This window comes from Halobaculum limi (genome assembly GCF_029490015.1).
In the GTDB taxonomy this organism is placed as follows: domain Archaea; phylum Halobacteriota; class Halobacteria; order Halobacteriales; family Haloferacaceae; genus Halobaculum; species Halobaculum limi.
Map to the genome: position 1 here is coordinate 1,430,187 of NZ_CP120468.1, position 16,344 is coordinate 1,446,530.

Sequence of the window (16,344 nt, forward strand, 5' to 3'; positions counted from 1 at the left end):
GGCTCTCGTTTTGTGGTCACGTACTCCCCGACCATTCCGCGTCCGAGAGCGTGCGTTGGACGGCTTCCTCGCCGACGGCGGCCGCGAGTTCTTCGAACCCTTGTCTAACCGCGCGGTCGGAGGCGTTCGCCACCAGTCGCGAGACGATGAACTCCGGCGTCGACTTGCCGATGACGCCGAAGCGAGGCTGGTAGTCGACGAGCAGATCTAGGTCGTTCGTCAGGCCCTCCGCGAAGATGCCGTCGATGCGGGCCACGTCCGGGAGCGGCGAGAGGTCCTCCGCGAGGTGGGTGACGTACACGCCGACTGCGCCACGGTCGACGGTCAGTTCCACGAGGCCGTTGAGCAGGTCCGCCGCCCGACCCGGTTCTGTGATGGCCTCGAATTCGTCGACGAGCATCAGCGTGCGTCCCTCGCCCACCAGCGGTGGGACGACCGACTTCAGCGTCGACTCCAGCACCCCCGCGTTGAACGAGGCGTGCCGGCGGTGGAAGACGACGGTGTCGAATCGCCCGACCTCGGCGGCCTCGGCGGGCACCGGCAGGCCCATCGACGCGAGGATGACCACCTGACATACCGTCTCCAACAGCGTCGTCTTCCCGCCGGAGTTGGCCCCAGTCAACACCGCCACGCGGTTGCCCGTCGGTGCGTCGCCGTCCAGCGAGTGGTCGCCGACGGCGTAGGTGACGGGTTGCACGTCGCCCGAGAGAAAGAGGTTGCGCGCACCCCTGACGGCGACGCCTGTCGCGTCTAGATCGGGCCGAGTGAGGTCGTGTTCGACGGCGAACCGCGCAAGCGAGAGGAGGAAGGCGATGTCGCCGACGGCGTCGACGACGCGTTCCACGTCGACGCCGCCGGCTTCGACGTCGGCCTCGAGATCAGCGCGTACCTGGTCGGCGCGGTCGGCCGCCTCCGTCTCTAACTCGTCGGCGAGCGTCCGTAGCGTCGACCCGACGAAGTCCGCGGAGTCGACGGCACCGTCGGGCGCGGCCGACTGGACCCGTCCGCGCGTGAGATCCGTCTCGCCCGCGACGTACTCGACGACCGCCGACTGGAACGCGTCGGCGTCGCGTGCGCCACGCTCGCGCACCGTCTCGACCACGTCGTACGCGGAGTCCGCGAGTGCGCGGGCGTCTGCGGCCTGTTCGCGCAGGCGGTCGAGTCTGTCGTCGACGCCCGCGGCGACGCCGTCGTCCGTGAGCGCCGCGAGGGCGTCGGCCGCCTCCCGAAGTGCGCCCTCGTCGACGCCGTCGAGAGCGGCGAAGGTGCCACCACGTAGGCCCGCCGCTCGGAGCGCGAGCGCGCACTCGAGCGCCGCGCGGTCGGTGCCGCCGGCGTCGTCGTACTCGTCGAATGCCTCGACGACGGCTTCACGATCAGACTCGTCCAGTCCGGCCCACGCGTCGCGCGCCTCCAACACGTCGTCCAGTCGCTGTCGGCGGCGGTCGTCGCTCGTGAGCGGCGTGAGCACGCGCACGCGGTCGGCGGCGTGAGCGGTGACGGCGTACTCGGCGGCGATGTCGAGCAACTCGTCGTACACCTCACGAGCGTCACGGGTACCGAACAGATCCATCCCCGCTTTCCCGTACGCTCGGCGGAGCACGCGAGTCGCCCGGCCGCGCGGCACGCCGCCCTCGACGAGCGTTCGCACGTCCGCCGACTCGATGGCGGCGATGGCCGCCTCCTCGCCGAGCGAATCGCGGAGCGTCTCGGCCGTCTTGGGCCCGACGCCCCAGTACTGCTCCAGTCGCATACCCGTGGCTGTGGCCGGAGGGGTGTAGATGGTACCGGTCGCAGTCGGCGGCGGTGCGGTCGCTGGGAGCGCAGTCTACGCACGACGCTCGCGAGTGTGTCGGGCGATCAGTGGACGGGCGGTTCGGTCGCGTCCGCATTGTCGGTCGACTCAGTCGCTCGCTCGGTGGGCGGTTCGTCACCTGTCGGTGTCGCAGCATCGGCCGTCATCATCTCGTCGGTCGCTACCGCCGTCGCCAGCAGTTCGCTGAGCAGCAACACCGCTGCCTCGTGGTCGTCGCGCGACGCCTGCAGCGACATCGGCGTGAGTTCCAGCGAGCGGTACGCTGCGAGGTCGTCGTCGTCCACGGTACCAGTCTCGATCAAGCGGTCGGCGAGCATCCGCAACAACCCGTGGAGATGGATCAGTTCGTTCTTCCGCATCTGTCGACAGACGTAGGTGCTCGAACGGGCTAAATCCCGCGCTGGATGGAGTGTAACAGGCGGATAACCGGATAGCACGGACAACTGGAGCGCGAATCGAACGCCGGCGACAGTGATCAGACGCCGGACGTCGACCCGTTCTCTGCGCGGTCCCGGTAGACGCGCAGCAACTCTTCGAGGATCATCCCCGAGCGGTCGGTCGTCTCGTAGTTCTCGTCGATGAACTGTTCGGCCTCCGCGAAGTCGTTGCGGAGTCCGAGTTGCCGGACCGTGATGACGGCATTGAGGAAGTCGCGACCGCCGTCCGCTCCGAGTAACACCGGTTCCTCCTGTAAGTCGAGTTCGTCGCGGATCTCGCCGTAGTTGAACGTCTCGGGTTCCCACTCGTCGCTCACGAGTGCGAGGACGTACTCCGCCGAAAAGCGGTAGAACTCGGATTTACTCTCGAAGACCCCGTCTTCGACGAGCGTATCGATCTCGTCGACGACTTCGTCGGGATACCGGACCGTGTCTTTAGCCATTCCGAGTTCCTCCTTCACTGAATTCGTTGGAATGGACCGTATAGAGTCTTTTGGTTACCTCAGCGACGTGACGTGTGTAAACGCTAGCGATACGCCTCCTATCGCGCTATTTTCGCGTTTGATACGTGAGTACGACATTCAACACGGCTCGGACGTGGTGGCACGCCGAACTCGCCCGGAACCGCACCGTTCAGGTGCGCCGCCTGCACAGCGAGGGTCGTGCAACGGCCGTCGCTCGATGCGGTTCGCGGGTTCGACAGGGCCGTCTACATCGTCGCGGCGGGCCAACTCATCAACGTGTTCGGCGCGGGCATCGTCTACCCGTTCGCGACGGTCCACTTCCACCTGCAGGTAGGTATCGCGCTGTCTGTCGTCGGCTTCGGTCTCGGCGCGAAGAGTGTCTGCTCGGCCGGCGGAACCGCGATCGGCGGCTTTCTCGCCGACGTCATCGGCCGGAAGCCGGTGATGGTCGCGGCGATGGCGCTGTCGGCGCTCGCACTCGCGGCGTTCGCGTTCGTCCCGACACTCGCGGCGGCCGTCCCCGCGTCGGTCACCTCGCTCACGGGTGTCTCTGCGCTCGGCGTTGCGTTCGTCGGTGTCTGTGTGGTCTCCGGGTTCGTCGGCGGTCTCTACACGCCCGCGAGCCACGCGATGACCGCGGACCTGACCGACGCCGGCGAACGCGACCGCGGATACGCCCTCCTGAAGGTCGCGAACAACGCTGGCTTCGGTGCGGGCTTCGTCGTCGGCGGCCTCCTGTACTCAGTCGCGTCCGTCGCCGTCTTCGTCGCCGACGGCGTCACTTCCGGTATCGTCGCGCTGGTCATCCTCCTGTTCGTTCCGCGCGTTGCACGCGACGGGGAGTCCGAGAACGAGGACGGAACAGGCGACGACGAGGCCGCTTCCGGCGTGTTCACAGCGTGGTGGCGGGCGGCTACTCGCCCGCGTGTCTTGGCGCTCGCGGGCCTCAACGTCGGTTTCGCCGTGATGTACGCACAGATGCAGACGACCGTCCCCGTCGTCGCGAAGGAGGGTTTGGGGCTGACGGCCGCACAACTGGGGACGCTGTACGTCGTCAACCCGCTCACTATCGTCATCCTGCAACTCCCGCTCGTCAGCGCCGTCGGCGGGTGGCGTCGCACCCGCGGGCTGGTCGTCTCGGCGGCGTTGTGGGCGGTGTCGATGCTCGCGGCGTGGGGGGCAGACACGATGGTTCTCCCCGCCGATGCGGGCCTCACCACGCCCGTCGTCCTCGTTGGCGTCGCTCTCGTCGGCGGCCACCTGTTCGTCCGCACGGTCGGGGAGATACTCCACGCGCCGCTGGCATCGGCGCTGATGTCCGACCTGGGGACGACTGCCGAGCGTGGCACGCAGTTGTCGATACTGGAGGTCGCGAAACGCCTCGGCATCGGCGTGGGGTCGTTCGTTGGCGGCGTGTTCTTCGACTACGGCCTCTCGACGCTGCTGTGGCCGACGCTCGTCGCCGTCTGTGGCGTCGTCGTCGTCGGCCTCCTCGCGTTCGAGCGGTCGGTGACGCCGCGAGAGAACGGTGCCCGCGGCGACGCCACGGCGGCGACTGCGGGCGGCGATTGAGCGCTCGCGCTCAGGGTTCGACGACGACTTTCACCGTCTCCGGGTCGGTCGCACGCTCGAACGCCGCCGCGACGTCGTCGAGCGCGTAGGTAGCGTCGACGGTGCTCGCGAGGTCGACGCGGCCCGTGTCGAGCAGATCGATTGCTGTAGGGTAGGTGTCGCGGTAGCGGAACGACCCGCGAACGTCGAGTTCGCGGTCGATGAGTCGGTGGACGTCAACCGGAACCTCGCGCTCGCCCGGGAGGCCGACGAGGACGACCGTCCCGCCCGGACGGACGCTCTCGACGGCGTCCGCGAGGCCGGCCGTCGACCCCGACGCCTCGATAGCGACGTCGACGCCGTCGCCGGTCGCCGACCGAACCGCCTCGGGCACGTCCGTCTCGTCGCCGCGCAGGGTGCGCGTCGCCCCTCGCTCACGGACTCGATCGAGTTTTGTGTCGACGACGTCCGTCACCGTCACGTCCGTCGCACCCGCCGCACCGCCGGCCGCTACCGCCGCGTCGCCGATTGGCCCCGCGCCAGTGACGAGTAGCGAGTCGCCGACGCCGACACCACCGCGTCGACACGCGTGAATGCCGACAGAGAGCGGTTCACACAGCGCCCCGGCGACCGTCGACACCGAATCGGGGAGTCGGTACGCGAAGTCGGCGGGCCACGCGACGTACTCACAGAGCGCCCCATCGTCCGGCGGCGTCGCCATAAACTCCACCTCCGGACAGCGGTTGTACGCGCCCGACCGACAGTGTCGACACTCGCCGCAGGGAACGCCCGGTTCGAGGGCGACGCGGTCGCCGGCGGCGAAGTCGGTCACGTCGTCGCCGGTGTCGACGACCTCACCCGCCGACTCGTGGCCGAGGACGAGGTCGTCTTCGACGACGTAGTCACCGATGCGTCCGTGACGCCAGTAGTGGACGTCCGACCCGCAGACGCCGACGGCGTCGACGCGGACGAGGACCTCACCGGGGTCGGGGTCGGGGCGTTGGCGCTCCTTGATGCGGAACTCCAGGTCGGGAGTGAGGACGGCAGATCGCATACGCGAGTGCTCACGGTCAGCGCTGAAAAACGACCGGGGCGGTTCCGTCGTACTGGGGTCGCCCCACTCGCCGCCGATACGGGGGCTCAGGAGGCGACTCGGCGCACGCGGACACGTCACCACCTGACCCTGCACGGCTAACTGCGTGGAGGTACGACTACACTAGCAGATGGCATCTCCGCACGAACTCCTCGAACTCCTCGAGGAGGGTGACGAGATCAACATCGTCTGCCACAACAACCCGGACCCGGACTGCCTCGCCAGCGCCCTCGCGTTGGGTCGGATCGCGGCCGCCGCCGGCATCGACGAACGGCGCATCCTCTACAGCGGCGACATCTCCCACCAGCAGAACCGGGCGTTCGTCAACATCCTCGGCATCGATCTCACGCCGTTCGAGGGGTCGACGATACGAGACCGGCCGCCCGGGTCGATCCTCGCGTTCGTCGACCACTCGGTGCCGGGCGAGAACAACCCCGTTCCGACGGACACGCCGGTCGACATCGTGATCGACCACCATCCCGCCGAGGGAGTCGAGGCGCGGTTCGTCGAGAGCCGCGAGGAGGTCGGCGCTGCCGCGACCATCCTGACCGACTACATCCGCACGCTCGACGTCGACCTCGACGCTGACCTCGCGACCGCGCTCCTGTTCGCGATTCGTTCGGACACGCTCGACTTCCTGCGCGGGGCGACCGCTGCCGAGTACGACGCGGCGGAGTTCCTGCACGAGTACGCGGACTACGAGATGATCCGACAGCTCTCGACCCCGTCGGTCACCGGCGGAACCGTCGACGCCATCTCGACCGCCATCGACAACCGGCGGACGTACGGGGCGGTCCTCCTCTCACACGTCGGGCGAACCACCGAACGTGACGCGATCCCACAGGCCGTCGATTACCTCGTCCGGTTGGAAGGAGTCGAGACGGCCATCGTCTTCGGCGTCGTCCGCGGTACGGTCCAGATCAGCGCCCGATCACCCGATGCACGGGTCCACGTCGGCAACGTCCTGCGCACGGCGTTCGAGGACGTCGGGAGTTGCGGTGGGCACCACGATATGGCGGGCGGCGAGATTCCGCTCGGCATCCTCGGCGACTACGAGTCCGACGACGACCAGTTGCTCGAGATACTCGAGGAAGTGATCACCGCGCGACTGTTCGCAGAACTCAATCTCTCCGACGGGTCCGGCGATTCGGGGTCCGAGTGAGGTGCGACTCGGGACCACCGACGTCGGCGTCGGCCCTTACTTCGACTGCCGGTAGACGAGGTTGCGCTGGACCTCGCTCGCGCCTTCGTAAATGACGGGGATGCGAACGTCGCGGTAGACGCGGGCGATGCGCCGTTCGGTCAGGACGGAGCGGCCGCCGTGGAGTTGCATCCCGCGTTCGGCGACGTCGACGGCCATCTCCGTCGAGTTGAGCTTCGCCATCGCCGCCCACAGGCCGGCGTCCTCGTGGTTCGCCAGTTTCTCCGCCGCCCGCCAGTTGAGCGAGCGAGCGGCCTCGAACTCGGTCCGCATATCTGCTAGGTCGTGCTGGACGGACTGGAAGTCGGAGATGGAGCGGTTGAACGCCTCGCGGTCGTGGACGAACTCCCACGCCTCTTCGATGGCCGCCGCGGCGAGGCCGAGACCGTGCCCGCCGACGACGACGCGGCCGTGGTTGAAGAAGTCCGCGAGCATGTAGAAGCCGCCGCCCTCCGTGCCGACGAGGTTCTCCTCGGGCACGAAGCAGTCTTCCATCACGATGTGGCCCTGCTTGGACGCGCGCATCCCCATCTTCTCAGGGATGTGCTCGGCCTCGTAGCCGTCGCGGTCCGTCTCGACGATGAAACACGAGTAGTTGCCGTAGCGGTCGTCGGAGTCACCAGTCTTGGCGTACACGGTGAGCCAGTCGCCTTCGACGGCGTTGCCGACCCAGTACTTCTCGCCGGTGATCTCGTAGCCGCCGTCGACCTTCTCGGCTTTCGTCGTCATCCCCGCGAGGTCGGAGCCTGTCTGCGGTTCGGACACTGCAAGGCCGGATATCTGCTCGCCCTCGGCGACGGGGCGGACGTACTCCTCACACTGCTGCTCGTTCCCGTAGTCGTAGACGAGTTCGTTGCCGAAGGAGGCGAGCATCAGCGTCAGGCCGATGCCCGCGTCGGCGCGGTAGAACTCCTCTGCGAGCGCCAGCATCTCGTAGATGTCGAAGCCGCGGCCGCCGTACTCCTCGGGGATGTCCTGTCCGACGAGGCCGGCCTCCTGCCCGGCCTCGAGCACCTCCCACGGATAGTCGTCCGCGCGGAAGTGTTCTTCCGCGACCGGCGCGATGTGTTCTTCTGCGAACTCGCGGGCCTCCTGTTTGACCGCGCGGGCGTGTTCGGGAACGACCGATTCGTCCAACAGACCGAGGTCGGTGTTCATACTGAACGATGATGACTCCCGCAGTATAACACCCGTGGAACGGCGAACCCCGGGACTCGCGTTTACTCGGCGTCGGTCGCCGCTCGACTCGCGGGCTACTCGAAGACGCGGCGTGATTACTCTTCGTCGTCTTCGTCGCTCTCGCCGTCCTCATCGCCAACGGCCTCACTGTCGTCTGCTTCCTCCTCGTCGAGAGAGACGGACTCGTCTACGTCCTCGGCTGTCATCTCCGGGGTCGACTCGGACCCCTCGGAGTCGCTGTCGTCCGACGACGGGTCTACCTCCGCATCAGCCTCCGCGTCGACTGCGATGTCGGCTTCGTCGACTGTCTCAGATCCGAGGTCGGAGCCAGCACCTGGGTCGACGTTCGCCTCCTGTTCGACTTCCGCCTCCTGCGCCGCCGCCTCGGCTTCCTGCGCGTCCGTCTCCTTCGCGTCCACCTCCTCCGCGTCCGTCTCCTTCGCGTCCACCTCCTCCGCGTCCGTCTCCTCCGCGACCGCCTCCTGTGCGTCGGTTTCTTCGATTCCACTCGGGTCGATGTCGGCCGGTTGGCCGTCGTCGCGAACGTCGGCAGTCGCTGTCGCGTCGTCGCTCTGTGCGGCCACGAGTCGGTCGCGAACCTCGGGGCGCCGAACCGTTCCAGACACCGTCCGCGGGAGTTCGTCTGCGAACGCGATGGTTCGCGGTATCTTGAACCCCGCAAGCCGTTCCCGGCAGAACGCCTCTACGTCCTCGGTCGTGAGGTCGGGGTCGTCGGCGACCACCATCGCGGCGACGCGTTCGCCCCACTCCTCGTCGGGGATGCCGACAACGACGGCCTCCGCGATGCCCGCGTGTTCGCGCAAGGTCGCGGCGACTTCGCCGGGTTCGACGTTCTCGCCGCCGGTGATGATCCGGTCGTCGAGACGGTTCAACAGGTAGATGAAGCCGTCTTCGTCGCGATAGCCCACGTCGCCAGTCCGGAGTGCGCCGCCATCGGTGAACGCCGCGGCGGTCGCCTCGGGGTCGTCGTAGTAGGCGTCGGCGATGGCCGGACCAGCGACGACGAGTTCGCCCGTTTCGCCCGTCGGCAGGGGCGTTCCGTCGGCATCACAGACGGCCACGTCGACCCACAACAGCGGTCTGCCGACGGTGCCGACCTGTGCGAACGCCTCGTCGGGAGGCGCGGTCGCGAGTTGCGAGGCCGCCTCGGTCATCCCCCACGTCGGGTGGACGGGGACCGAGTAGTTGCGGCACCGCTCGATGAGTGCGTCGGGGGCGGGCGCACCGCCGAGCAACACGGTTCGAAGTGAGTCGGGGAGCGTTCCGCGTGCGTCGAGCATCCGCTTGAGCATCGTCGGCACGAGCGAGACGCCCGTCGCCTCGTAGCGTCGGATGTCGTCGACCGCCGCGCCCGCGTCGAACTTCCGCCGGAGAACGACGCTCGTGCCGTACAGCGCCGCCCGGTACAGCGGCATAATCCCGCCGGTGTGGTGGAGTGAGAGCGTCGCGAGGTAGCGGTCGTCCGGAAGGACGCCCAGTCGGAACGCCGACGCCGTCGCCGACGCGAGGACGTTCCCCATCGTCAACGGCACGAGTTTGGGGTCGCCGGTCGACCCCGACGTGAACAGCATCAACAGATGGTCACCCCGCCCCCACCGGACGGACGGCACCGACCCGTCCGGCGCCGCGTCGATGTCGACCACGCGGTCGTCCTCGGGCGTGTCAACCGAGACGACCGGCACGTGCGGGCGAGGTGTGGCCGGGCCGCCAGCGTCCTCCTCGATGTCCTCGTCGGCGATGCGTGCGGGCTGAAATCCGTCCTCGGTCCGCCAGCCAGTCTCCGTCGCGTCCGCTTCGTCGCTCTCGGCGGAGGGCGCTGCTCGATCCAGCGCCGCCTCGACGGCGACCGTCTCGGTGTCGGCTCCACAGACGAGTGCCGTCGCGTCGGCGGCGTCGAGTTTCGGTCTGAGTTCCGCGGCGGTGAGGCGGTCGGAACACGGGACGATCCGAACGCCGAGACGCATCGCGGCGTGGACGAGGACGACGTACTCCGCGCGGTTGCCGAGGACGACTGCGAGGTGGTCGCCGGGGACGATACCAAGTCCCGCGAGTCGAGACGCCAACGCCTCGACGCGGGCGTCGAGGTCGGCGTAGGTGAGCGTCTCCCCGGTGGCCGCGAGGACGAGTGCCTCCGCGTCGGGCGTCGCCGCCACACGGTGGGAGAGCCAATCGCGCATGCCTCCCATCTGCACCCCTCCCCACTACGCTCTTTCCATCCGGCCGTCAGTGTTCGACGAACTCGACGAGGACGCCGCCGGTGTCGCGCGGGTGGAGGAACGCAACCTGGTGGCCCCACGCGCCGGGCCGTGGCTCCTCGTCGATCAGTTCGATGTTCATCTCCCGGGCGCGGTCGAGCGCCGCCGCCGCGTCGTCGGTTGCGAACGCGAGGTGATGGATCCCGGGCCCGTTGCGGTCGAGGTATCGGGCGATGGCGCCCTCGTCGTCGAGCGGTTCCAGCAGTTCGAGATACGAGTCACCCACATCGAGAAAGACGACGGCCATCCCGTCGAACTCCTCTTCGTGGACGATATCGCAGTCGAGGAGGTCGACGTACAACGCGGCGAGTCCGGCGGCGTCGTCGGTGGCGACGCCGGCGTGATCGAGGTGCACGCTTGTCGGGTCGGTCGGAGCCGCGAAAAATCACCCGGCGAGTGCGGTGGCTACTGTCCCGGCTTGTACTCGCCGAACTCCTCGCGCATCACGTCACAGATCTCGCCGACCGTCGCGTACGCCTTGACCGCGTCGACGATGTGGGGCATCACGTTCGCCTCGCCTTGGCAGGCGTCGCGAAGACCGGCGAGTGCGTCCTCGACAGCCTCGGAGTCGCGGTCGTCGCGCAACTGTTCGACCCGGTCGATCTGTGCCTGCTCTTCCTCCTCGGAGACGTCTTCGAGGTCCATCTGCGGGTCGTCGTCTTCGATCTGGTACTCGTTGACGCCGACGATGATCCGCTCGCCCTCCTCGATCTCACGCTGTCGCTCGAACGCTGTATCCTGGATCTGCCGCTGGACCCACTGGTTCTTCACGGCGTCGAGCATCCCGCCGCGGCGGTCGACCTCCTCCAGAATGTCGAACGCCTCCTCCTCGATGCCGTCGGTGAGGCTCTCGACGTAGTAACTCCCGGCGAGGGGGTCGATGGTGTCGGCGGCCCCGGACTCGTGGGCGAGGATCTGCTGGGTACGGAGCGCCGTGCGGACGGACTTCTCCGTCGGCAGCGACAGCGCCTCGTCTTTGCCGTTCGTGTGGAGCGACTGCGTTCCCCCCAGCACCGCCGCGAGCGCCTGATAGCCGACGCGAACGACGTTGTTCTCGATCTGCTGGGCGGTGAGCATCGACCCCGCGGTCTGCGTGTGGAACTTCAACTGCTTCGACTTGGGATTCTGTGCGCCGAAGCGCTCTTCCATAATCTTCGCCCACATCCGGCGGGCAGCGCGGAACTTCGCCACCTCCTCTAAGATGTTGTTGTGGGCGTTGAAGAAGAACGACAACTGGGGCGCGAACTCGTCGACGTCGAGACCGGCGTCGACGGCCGCCTGCACGTACTCGATGCCGTTGCCGAGGGTGAACGCGATTTCCTGTGCCGCCGTCGACCCGGCCTCGCGAATGTGGTAGCCGGAGATTGAGATGGTGTTGAAGTTTGGCGTCTCATCGGCGCAGAACGCGAAGATGTCCGTGATCAGCCGCATCGACGGCTCCGGCGGGTAGATGTAGAGGTTCCGCGCGATGTACTCTTTCATAATGTCGTTCTGGATGGTGCCCCGCAGTTCCGCCCGGTCGACGTCCTGCCGGTCACCGACGGCGACGTACATCGCCAGCAGGACTGCGGCAGGGGCGTTGATGGTCATCGAGGTGGACACCTCGTCCAGCGGAATGTCGTCGAAGACGCGCTCGAAGTCCTCCAGTGAGTCGATGGCGACGCCCGATTTCCCCACCTCACCGGCGGCCATCGCGGCGTCGGAGTCGTACCCCATCTGCGTGGGCAGGTCGAACGCCATCGACAGGCCCGACGACCCCTGGTCGATGAGGTACTGGAACCGCTCGTTCGTCTCCGCGGCGGTGCCCATCCCCGCGTACTGCCGCATCGTCCACAGTCGGCCGCGGTGCATCGTCGGGTAGACGCCCCGTGTGTACGGTTCTTCGCCGGGGAAGCCGAGGTCTTCGTCGTAGTCGAGGTCGTCGACGTCGGCAGGCGTGTACAGTCGTTTCACGTCCTGTCCCCCCGTGTCGGTCGTGAACTCCTCCTTCCGTTCCCCGAACCGGTCGAGCGTCGAGGAGAGGGTCTCCTCCTCCCACTCCTGTTTGCCCTCGCGGATGGCTTCGAGGTCGTCCGGGTCGAACATACACGATACCTCACCGCCCCACGGCTTAAGCGAGGGGGAGACACCGGCCACGAGCATCCGGCAGTCCACCGCATCGCCGTCGCGTATGGGCTTTATATCCCTCCCGTCGGTTGGCACCCGTATGCAACTCGCTCCGTTACAGGCCGCGCTCACCGCGGCGTACGTATTCCACACGCTGTTTGCCGGCCTCTGGGTCGGTGCTGTCGTTCTCGCCGCGTGGAAGGTCGTCCCCCTGGCCGTCGACGGCGACGTGACTCCCGAACTGCTCGGAAGCGTCACGTCCGGCGTCTCCACTATCACTCGCGTCGGTGCCCTCGTCTTCCTCGCGACGGGAGGGCATATGGCCGCGACCGTCTACGGCGCGGAAGGGCTGTTTATGCCGCCGCGTGGCCACGTCGTGCTCACGATGTTGGCGCTGTGGGTCGTGATGACCGGCCTCGTCGAGGTCGGCGGCAGTAAGATCCGATCTGCGCTCGACGAGGGGAAGGTTCGGACCGCCGCCCGCAACGGCGGGACGTTCTACAAGGCCGCCGCTGGCGTCGGTCTTGTCTTGCTCCTCCTCGGCGGCTACCTCGCCGCCTGAGCGGCCACTCCACACACTCTCACTTCCGTTCTGCCAAACTTCCAAGTCGCCGCCCACCGAGCGACCGCTATGGTTCTCTCCGACGACGTGTCGCGGTTCGTCCGCGCCGCCGGCCCCGACCACACGGACGTACAAGAGCGGATGGCAGCGTTCGCCCGAGAACACGACTTCCCGAACATCGGCCCCGAATCGGGCGCGGTCCTCCGACTGCTCGCGCGACTCACCGACGCCGACACCGTCTTCGAATTCGGGTCGGGATTCGGATACTCGGCGTCGTGGTTCCTCCGCGGCGGCGCACAGCGAGTGATCCTCACCGAATTCGACGCCGACGAACTCGACAAGGGACGGGAGTTTCTGGCCGACGCCGGCCTCGCTGACCGCTGTGTCTTCGAGGAAGGCGACGCGATGGAGACGGTCGAGCGATACGACGGCCCGTTCGACGTGGTGCTCATCGACCACCAGAAGGAGCGGTACGCCGACGCGTTCCACGCCGCCCGCGACAAACTCGCGCCCGGCGGCGTCGTCGCCGCGGACAACATTATGCGCGGACCAATCGACTTCGACGCGCTCCTCGCGTACCTCGAAGGCGACGCCGAGGCCCTCGACCACGAGAACGACCAGACACAGGGGATCGCCGACTACCTCGACGCCGTCCGCGCGGACGACGCATTCGAGACGACGATTCTGCCCGTCGGGTCGGGACTCGCGGTGAGTACGCGCGTGGAGTAGACAGCGCGGACGACGACGAACGTTCAAACCCGAAGCCGGGGACAACAGCCCCGTGACCTGAATCTGGCCCCGTCGCGTCCAGCGGGTGTGTGACACGCCGCGGCGGGTAGCCGAGTGTCGCCTGTCAGCCTACTCGATGCGGAGTTCGACCGTCCCCAGCGACGCGAACGCGGCGACGACCGACTCGCCCGCCTCGACGGCGACTGGTTCTGTCAGCGACCCGGTCGTGACGAGCGTGCCCGCTGCGAGTCCTCCTACCTCGTCGGCGAGCCACGTGAGCGCCGCGAGCGGATGCCCGAGTACGTCCGCGCCGACGCCCGAATCGACCGGCGAACCCTCGATACGGAGCGTGACCGACTCGTCGGCGAGTGCGATTCCCGCGGGGTCGACGTCGTCGCCGACGACGAGTCCGGCGTCGAGTGAGTTGTCGGCGACGGCCAGCGCCGCGTCGAACGTCCACCCGGTTCGGCTGTCGACGAGTTCTATCGCCGGGACGACCGCCGAGACCGCTTCGCGGGCGTCTCTGCGTGTCGATCCTGCGGAGAGGTCGGACCCGAGACGGAAGGCGAGTTCGGGTTCGACGCGCACGTCGACGAAGCGATCCGCAGAGACGGCCGTCGGCGACGAAGACACCGTGTCGGCCAACAGTCTACCGTATCCCGGTTCGTCGACCCCGAGGTCTCGGCGGACGCGGTCGTTCGTGAAGCCGATCTTGTAGCCGACTGGAGCGCCGCGAGTCGTCTGGAGTCGCTCGACGAGTCGCTCCTGCACGCGATACCCCGCTGCCACCGAGTCGACGGTGGGAACTGTCGTCGGGTCGACCGCCGTCGCCGTCTCGTGGGCGGTCGCCAGCGCCGCGGCGAGGTCGTCCGCCGGCGTCGTCATCGTCGACTGCCGGGCTGCGGATCGACGTGGGGTTTCGGCATCAGGTCTGCGAACGGCTGGTCGTCGAGCCACTCCAGCAGGTGCACCAACTGGTCGCTCGCCGCCTCGAACAACTCTGCGCCCTTCTCCGGCGTCGCGTCAGTCTGGTCGCCGAAGACGCCGTTCTCAGAGTTGTCCGGCGAGTCGTAGAAGGTCCGTGAGCCGAACTGCCGGACATCTTCGGCAGTGATGTCGACGAGGCCACCGTCGCGAGCGTCAGCCAAGCGGTCCGTTCGCACCAACTCCTCCGCGATGTGCATAATCATCGCCGTCTCCTTCGGCCCGCCGTGGGGGCCGTTGTGCTCGAAGATGTCCGAGACGAGGTCTGGGATGGACTCGTCCCACATCCACTCGATGGCGTACGCCGTCTCGTCACGGCGGAGTCGACGCCCGACCTCGCGGAGATGTTGGGTGTTGCCGCCGTGGGCATTCACGTACACGATGCGGTCGATGCCGTGGTACGTGAGGTTGCGCGAGAAACTCTCGACGTAGTCGCGGAACACGCTCGGTTCGACCCACATCGTCCCGTGGAACTGCCGGTGGTGTTCGGAGACGGCGATCCGGACCGGCGGCGTACAGAGGAACCCAGTTCGGTCGGTCGCCTCGCGGGCGAGTGCTTCGGCGATGAGGTAGTCCGTCGCCAGCGGGAGGTGGGGGCCGTGCTGTTCGGTCGACCCGAGCGGGACGACGGCGACCGATTCCTCGGCGACGTAGTCGCCCAGTTCCGGCCACGTCTGCTGCGAGAGATACACGGTCGAGACAGGAGCGCGAACGGGATGAAACGCGGGGGTGACGGCGGAACAGATCCGATACTGCTCGACTGCCACGGGAGCGATTCGTCCGCCGTTCGCCACGCTTTTGCTCGCCGCGACCGACTCGCCGCGTATGTTCGGAGGTGGCGGGATGAACCCGCGCAAGATGCAGCAGATGATGAAGCAGATGGGTATCGACGTGACCGAACTTGACGCGACCAAAGTCGTCATCACGACCGAGGACGGCGAGGAACTCGTCTTCGACGGGCCGCAGGTCACGAAGATGGACGCTCAGGGCCAGGAGACCTACCAGGTCGTCGGGTCACCCGAGACGCGCGACGCCGACGCGGGCGCGGAACCGGATGCCGACGTTACCGAGGTCGAAGCCGGCGGCGTCCCCGACGAGGACGTCGAACTCGTCGCCGCCCGCGCGGGCGTCAGCAAGGCGGAGGCTCGTGAAGCGCTCGAAGAGGCCGACGGCGACCTCGCGGCCGCCATCTCAACGTTCGAGTGAGCGCGTACCTCCTCGTCCACGCCGAGTCGGATCGGGAGTATCTACGCGGCCCGGGCGACGAACTCCAGACCGACCTCGGCGTGCTCGAGGTGCCCGACGACGTGGAACACGGGCAGGTACTGGAGACGCATCTGGGCGAACCGTTCCACGTTCGCCGCCTGCGTGGCCCGGACCTGTTCAACCACTTCCAGCGCACGGGCGCACCGATGATGCCGCGCGACATCGGCCTCGTCATCGGCCACACCGGCGCGCAGTCGGGCGACCGCGTCCTCGACGCCGGCACTGGAACGGGAGTCCTCTCAGGCTATCTCGGTCGTCTCGGTGCGAACGTCACCACCTACGAGATCGACGCCGAGTTCGCCGAGAACGCCCGCGAGAATATGTCGATGGCCGGCGTGAGCGACCGCGTCGACGTTCGCACGGGCGACCTCACCGACAACCTCGACGAGTTGGCCGAGGGCGACTCCTTCGACCTCATCACCCTCGACACCGCCGACGCCGCGGAAGTCGTCGCGCGCGCGCCAGAATTGCTCGTCCCCGGCGGCTACGTCGCCGTGTACACACCGTTCGTGGAGGACGCCCGAGATACGGAACTGGCCGCCCGCGAGGCTGGACTCGGCGGCGTCGAGACGCTGGAGACGATTCAGCGGGAACTCACCGTGGACGACCGCGGCACGCGACCGAGTACGGCGGGCGTCGGCCACACCGGCTACCTCCTGTTCGCTCGCCGCGTCGAGTGA

16 protein-coding genes are annotated in these 16,344 nt (G+C 67.7%); 6 read left to right on the forward strand and 10 right to left on the reverse strand.

The features are described from left to right. Positions 1 to 16: 16 nt before the first annotated feature. The 3 genes from P0D77_RS07210 to P0D77_RS07220 form a co-directional block, all read right to left on the reverse strand. Positions 17 to 1,753 carry a MutS-related protein gene (locus P0D77_RS07210; protein ID WP_277555617.1) on the reverse strand — a complete coding sequence of 579 codons (1,737 nt, stop codon included), beginning with the start codon at positions 1,751 to 1,753 and terminating at the stop codon, positions 17 to 19. 107 nt (positions 1,754 to 1,860) lie between these two features. After that, the gene (locus P0D77_RS07215; protein ID WP_277555618.1) at positions 1,861 to 2,175 is read right to left on the reverse strand and encodes a UPF0058 family protein; all 315 of its coding nucleotides are present in this window, start codon (positions 2,173 to 2,175) and stop codon (positions 1,861 to 1,863) included. 116 nt (positions 2,176 to 2,291) lie between these two features. Beyond that, positions 2,292 to 2,696, reverse strand: a complete 405-nt coding sequence (locus tag P0D77_RS07220; protein ID WP_277555619.1) for a ribbon-helix-helix domain-containing protein — start codon at positions 2,694 to 2,696, stop codon at positions 2,292 to 2,294. Between the two features lie 219 nt (positions 2,697 to 2,915). On the opposite strand from P0D77_RS07220, the gene P0D77_RS07225 reads away from it, so the two are divergent. Further along, positions 2,916 to 4,289, forward strand: a complete 1,374-nt coding sequence (locus tag P0D77_RS07225) for an MFS transporter (RefSeq protein WP_277555620.1) — start codon at positions 2,916 to 2,918, stop codon at positions 4,287 to 4,289. Between the two features lie 10 nt (positions 4,290 to 4,299). Here the strand turns inward: P0D77_RS07225 and P0D77_RS07230 are convergent, their stop codons facing one another. Then, a complete protein-coding gene (locus tag P0D77_RS07230) occupies positions 4,300 to 5,322 on the reverse strand; it encodes an NAD(P)-dependent alcohol dehydrogenase (RefSeq protein ID WP_277555621.1) in 1,023 nt (340 codons plus the stop codon). Positions 5,323 to 5,491: 169 nt separating this feature from the next. On the opposite strand from P0D77_RS07230, the gene P0D77_RS07235 reads away from it, so the two are divergent. Next, on the forward strand, positions 5,492 to 6,523 hold the full coding sequence (locus P0D77_RS07235; protein WP_277555622.1) for a DHH family phosphoesterase: 1,032 nt from the start codon (positions 5,492 to 5,494) through the stop codon (positions 6,521 to 6,523). 36 nt (positions 6,524 to 6,559) lie between these two features. On the opposite strand, the gene P0D77_RS07240 is transcribed toward P0D77_RS07235, so the two are convergent. From P0D77_RS07240 to P0D77_RS07255, 4 genes are all read right to left on the reverse strand, one after another. Continuing rightward, complete coding sequence (locus tag P0D77_RS07240) at positions 6,560 to 7,720, reverse strand: acyl-CoA dehydrogenase family protein (RefSeq protein ID WP_277555623.1); 1,161 nt, start codon at positions 7,718 to 7,720, stop codon at positions 6,560 to 6,562. A 116-nt stretch (positions 7,721 to 7,836) separates the two neighbouring features. Further along, positions 7,837 to 9,948 (reverse strand): class I adenylate-forming enzyme family protein, encoded by a 2,112-nt coding sequence (locus P0D77_RS07245; protein WP_277555624.1) that lies wholly within the window; start codon positions 9,946 to 9,948, stop codon positions 7,837 to 7,839. A gap of 37 nt (positions 9,949 to 9,985) precedes the next feature. Further along, entirely contained in the window at positions 9,986 to 10,372 is a 387-nt protein-coding gene (gene mce, locus P0D77_RS07250) for a methylmalonyl-CoA epimerase (RefSeq protein WP_277555625.1), read from the reverse strand. Positions 10,373 to 10,422: 50 nt separating this feature from the next. Next, positions 10,423 to 12,102, reverse strand: a complete 1,680-nt coding sequence (locus P0D77_RS07255; RefSeq protein WP_277555626.1) for an acyl-CoA mutase large subunit family protein — start codon at positions 12,100 to 12,102, stop codon at positions 10,423 to 10,425. Between the two features lie 121 nt (positions 12,103 to 12,223). On the opposite strand from P0D77_RS07255, the gene P0D77_RS07260 reads away from it, so the two are divergent. Next, positions 12,224 to 12,685 (forward strand): transporter, encoded by a 462-nt coding sequence (locus P0D77_RS07260; protein ID WP_277555627.1) that lies wholly within the window; start codon positions 12,224 to 12,226, stop codon positions 12,683 to 12,685. A gap of 69 nt (positions 12,686 to 12,754) precedes the next feature. Further along, on the forward strand, positions 12,755 to 13,414 hold the full coding sequence (locus tag P0D77_RS07265) for an O-methyltransferase (RefSeq protein ID WP_277555628.1): 660 nt from the start codon (positions 12,755 to 12,757) through the stop codon (positions 13,412 to 13,414). Between the two features lie 129 nt (positions 13,415 to 13,543). Here the strand turns inward: P0D77_RS07265 and P0D77_RS07270 are convergent, their stop codons facing one another. Both P0D77_RS07270 and P0D77_RS07275 read right to left on the reverse strand, forming a co-directional pair. Next, positions 13,544 to 14,299, reverse strand: coding sequence for a 2-keto-4-pentenoate hydratase (locus P0D77_RS07270; RefSeq protein WP_277555629.1), 756 nt, complete (start codon positions 14,297 to 14,299; stop codon positions 13,544 to 13,546). Beyond that, on the reverse strand, positions 14,296 to 15,090 hold the full coding sequence (locus tag P0D77_RS07275) for a creatininase family protein (protein WP_277555755.1): 795 nt from the start codon (positions 15,088 to 15,090) through the stop codon (positions 14,296 to 14,298). The genes P0D77_RS07270 and P0D77_RS07275 overlap by 4 nt, the downstream gene beginning before the upstream one ends. Positions 15,091 to 15,223: 133 nt before the next feature. On the opposite strand from P0D77_RS07275, the gene P0D77_RS07280 reads away from it, so the two are divergent. Both P0D77_RS07280 and P0D77_RS07285 read left to right on the forward strand, forming a co-directional pair. Further along, a complete protein-coding gene (locus P0D77_RS07280; RefSeq protein ID WP_277555630.1) occupies positions 15,224 to 15,604 on the forward strand; it encodes a nascent polypeptide-associated complex protein in 381 nt (126 codons plus the stop codon). Then, positions 15,601 to 16,344, forward strand: coding sequence for a tRNA (adenine-N1)-methyltransferase (locus P0D77_RS07285; protein ID WP_277555631.1), 744 nt, complete (start codon positions 15,601 to 15,603; stop codon positions 16,342 to 16,344). Before P0D77_RS07280 ends, P0D77_RS07285 begins: the two co-directional genes overlap by 4 nt.

What these genes read in the sequence shown, in the direction of transcription:
- P0D77_RS07210 (WP_277555617.1), bottom strand. Translation starts at nt 1,753, where the DNA reads ATGCGACTGGAGCAGTACTGGGGCGTCGGGCCCAAGACGGCCGAGACG.
- P0D77_RS07215 (WP_277555618.1), bottom strand. Translation starts at nt 2,175, where the DNA reads ATGCGGAAGAACGAACTGATCCATCTCCACGGGTTGTTGCGGATGCTC.
- P0D77_RS07220 (WP_277555619.1), bottom strand. Translation starts at nt 2,696, where the DNA reads ATGGCTAAAGACACGGTCCGGTATCCCGACGAAGTCGTCGACGAGATC.
- P0D77_RS07230 (WP_277555621.1), bottom strand. Translation starts at nt 5,322, where the DNA reads ATGCGATCTGCCGTCCTCACTCCCGACCTGGAGTTCCGCATCAAGGAG.
- P0D77_RS07235 (WP_277555622.1), top strand. Translation starts at nt 5,492, where the DNA reads ATGGCATCTCCGCACGAACTCCTCGAACTCCTCGAGGAGGGTGACGAG.
- P0D77_RS07240 (WP_277555623.1), bottom strand. Translation starts at nt 7,720, where the DNA reads ATGAACACCGACCTCGGTCTGTTGGACGAATCGGTCGTTCCCGAACAC.
- P0D77_RS07245 (WP_277555624.1), bottom strand. Translation starts at nt 9,948, where the DNA reads ATGGGAGGCATGCGCGATTGGCTCTCCCACCGTGTGGCGGCGACGCCC.
- P0D77_RS07255 (WP_277555626.1), bottom strand. Translation starts at nt 12,102, where the DNA reads ATGTTCGACCCGGACGACCTCGAAGCCATCCGCGAGGGCAAACAGGAG.
- P0D77_RS07260 (WP_277555627.1), top strand. Translation starts at nt 12,224, where the DNA reads ATGCAACTCGCTCCGTTACAGGCCGCGCTCACCGCGGCGTACGTATTC.
- P0D77_RS07265 (WP_277555628.1), top strand. Translation starts at nt 12,755, where the DNA reads ATGGTTCTCTCCGACGACGTGTCGCGGTTCGTCCGCGCCGCCGGCCCC.
- P0D77_RS07270 (WP_277555629.1), bottom strand. Translation starts at nt 14,299, where the DNA reads ATGACGACGCCGGCGGACGACCTCGCCGCGGCGCTGGCGACCGCCCAC.
- P0D77_RS07280 (WP_277555630.1), top strand. Translation starts at nt 15,224, where the DNA reads ATGTTCGGAGGTGGCGGGATGAACCCGCGCAAGATGCAGCAGATGATG.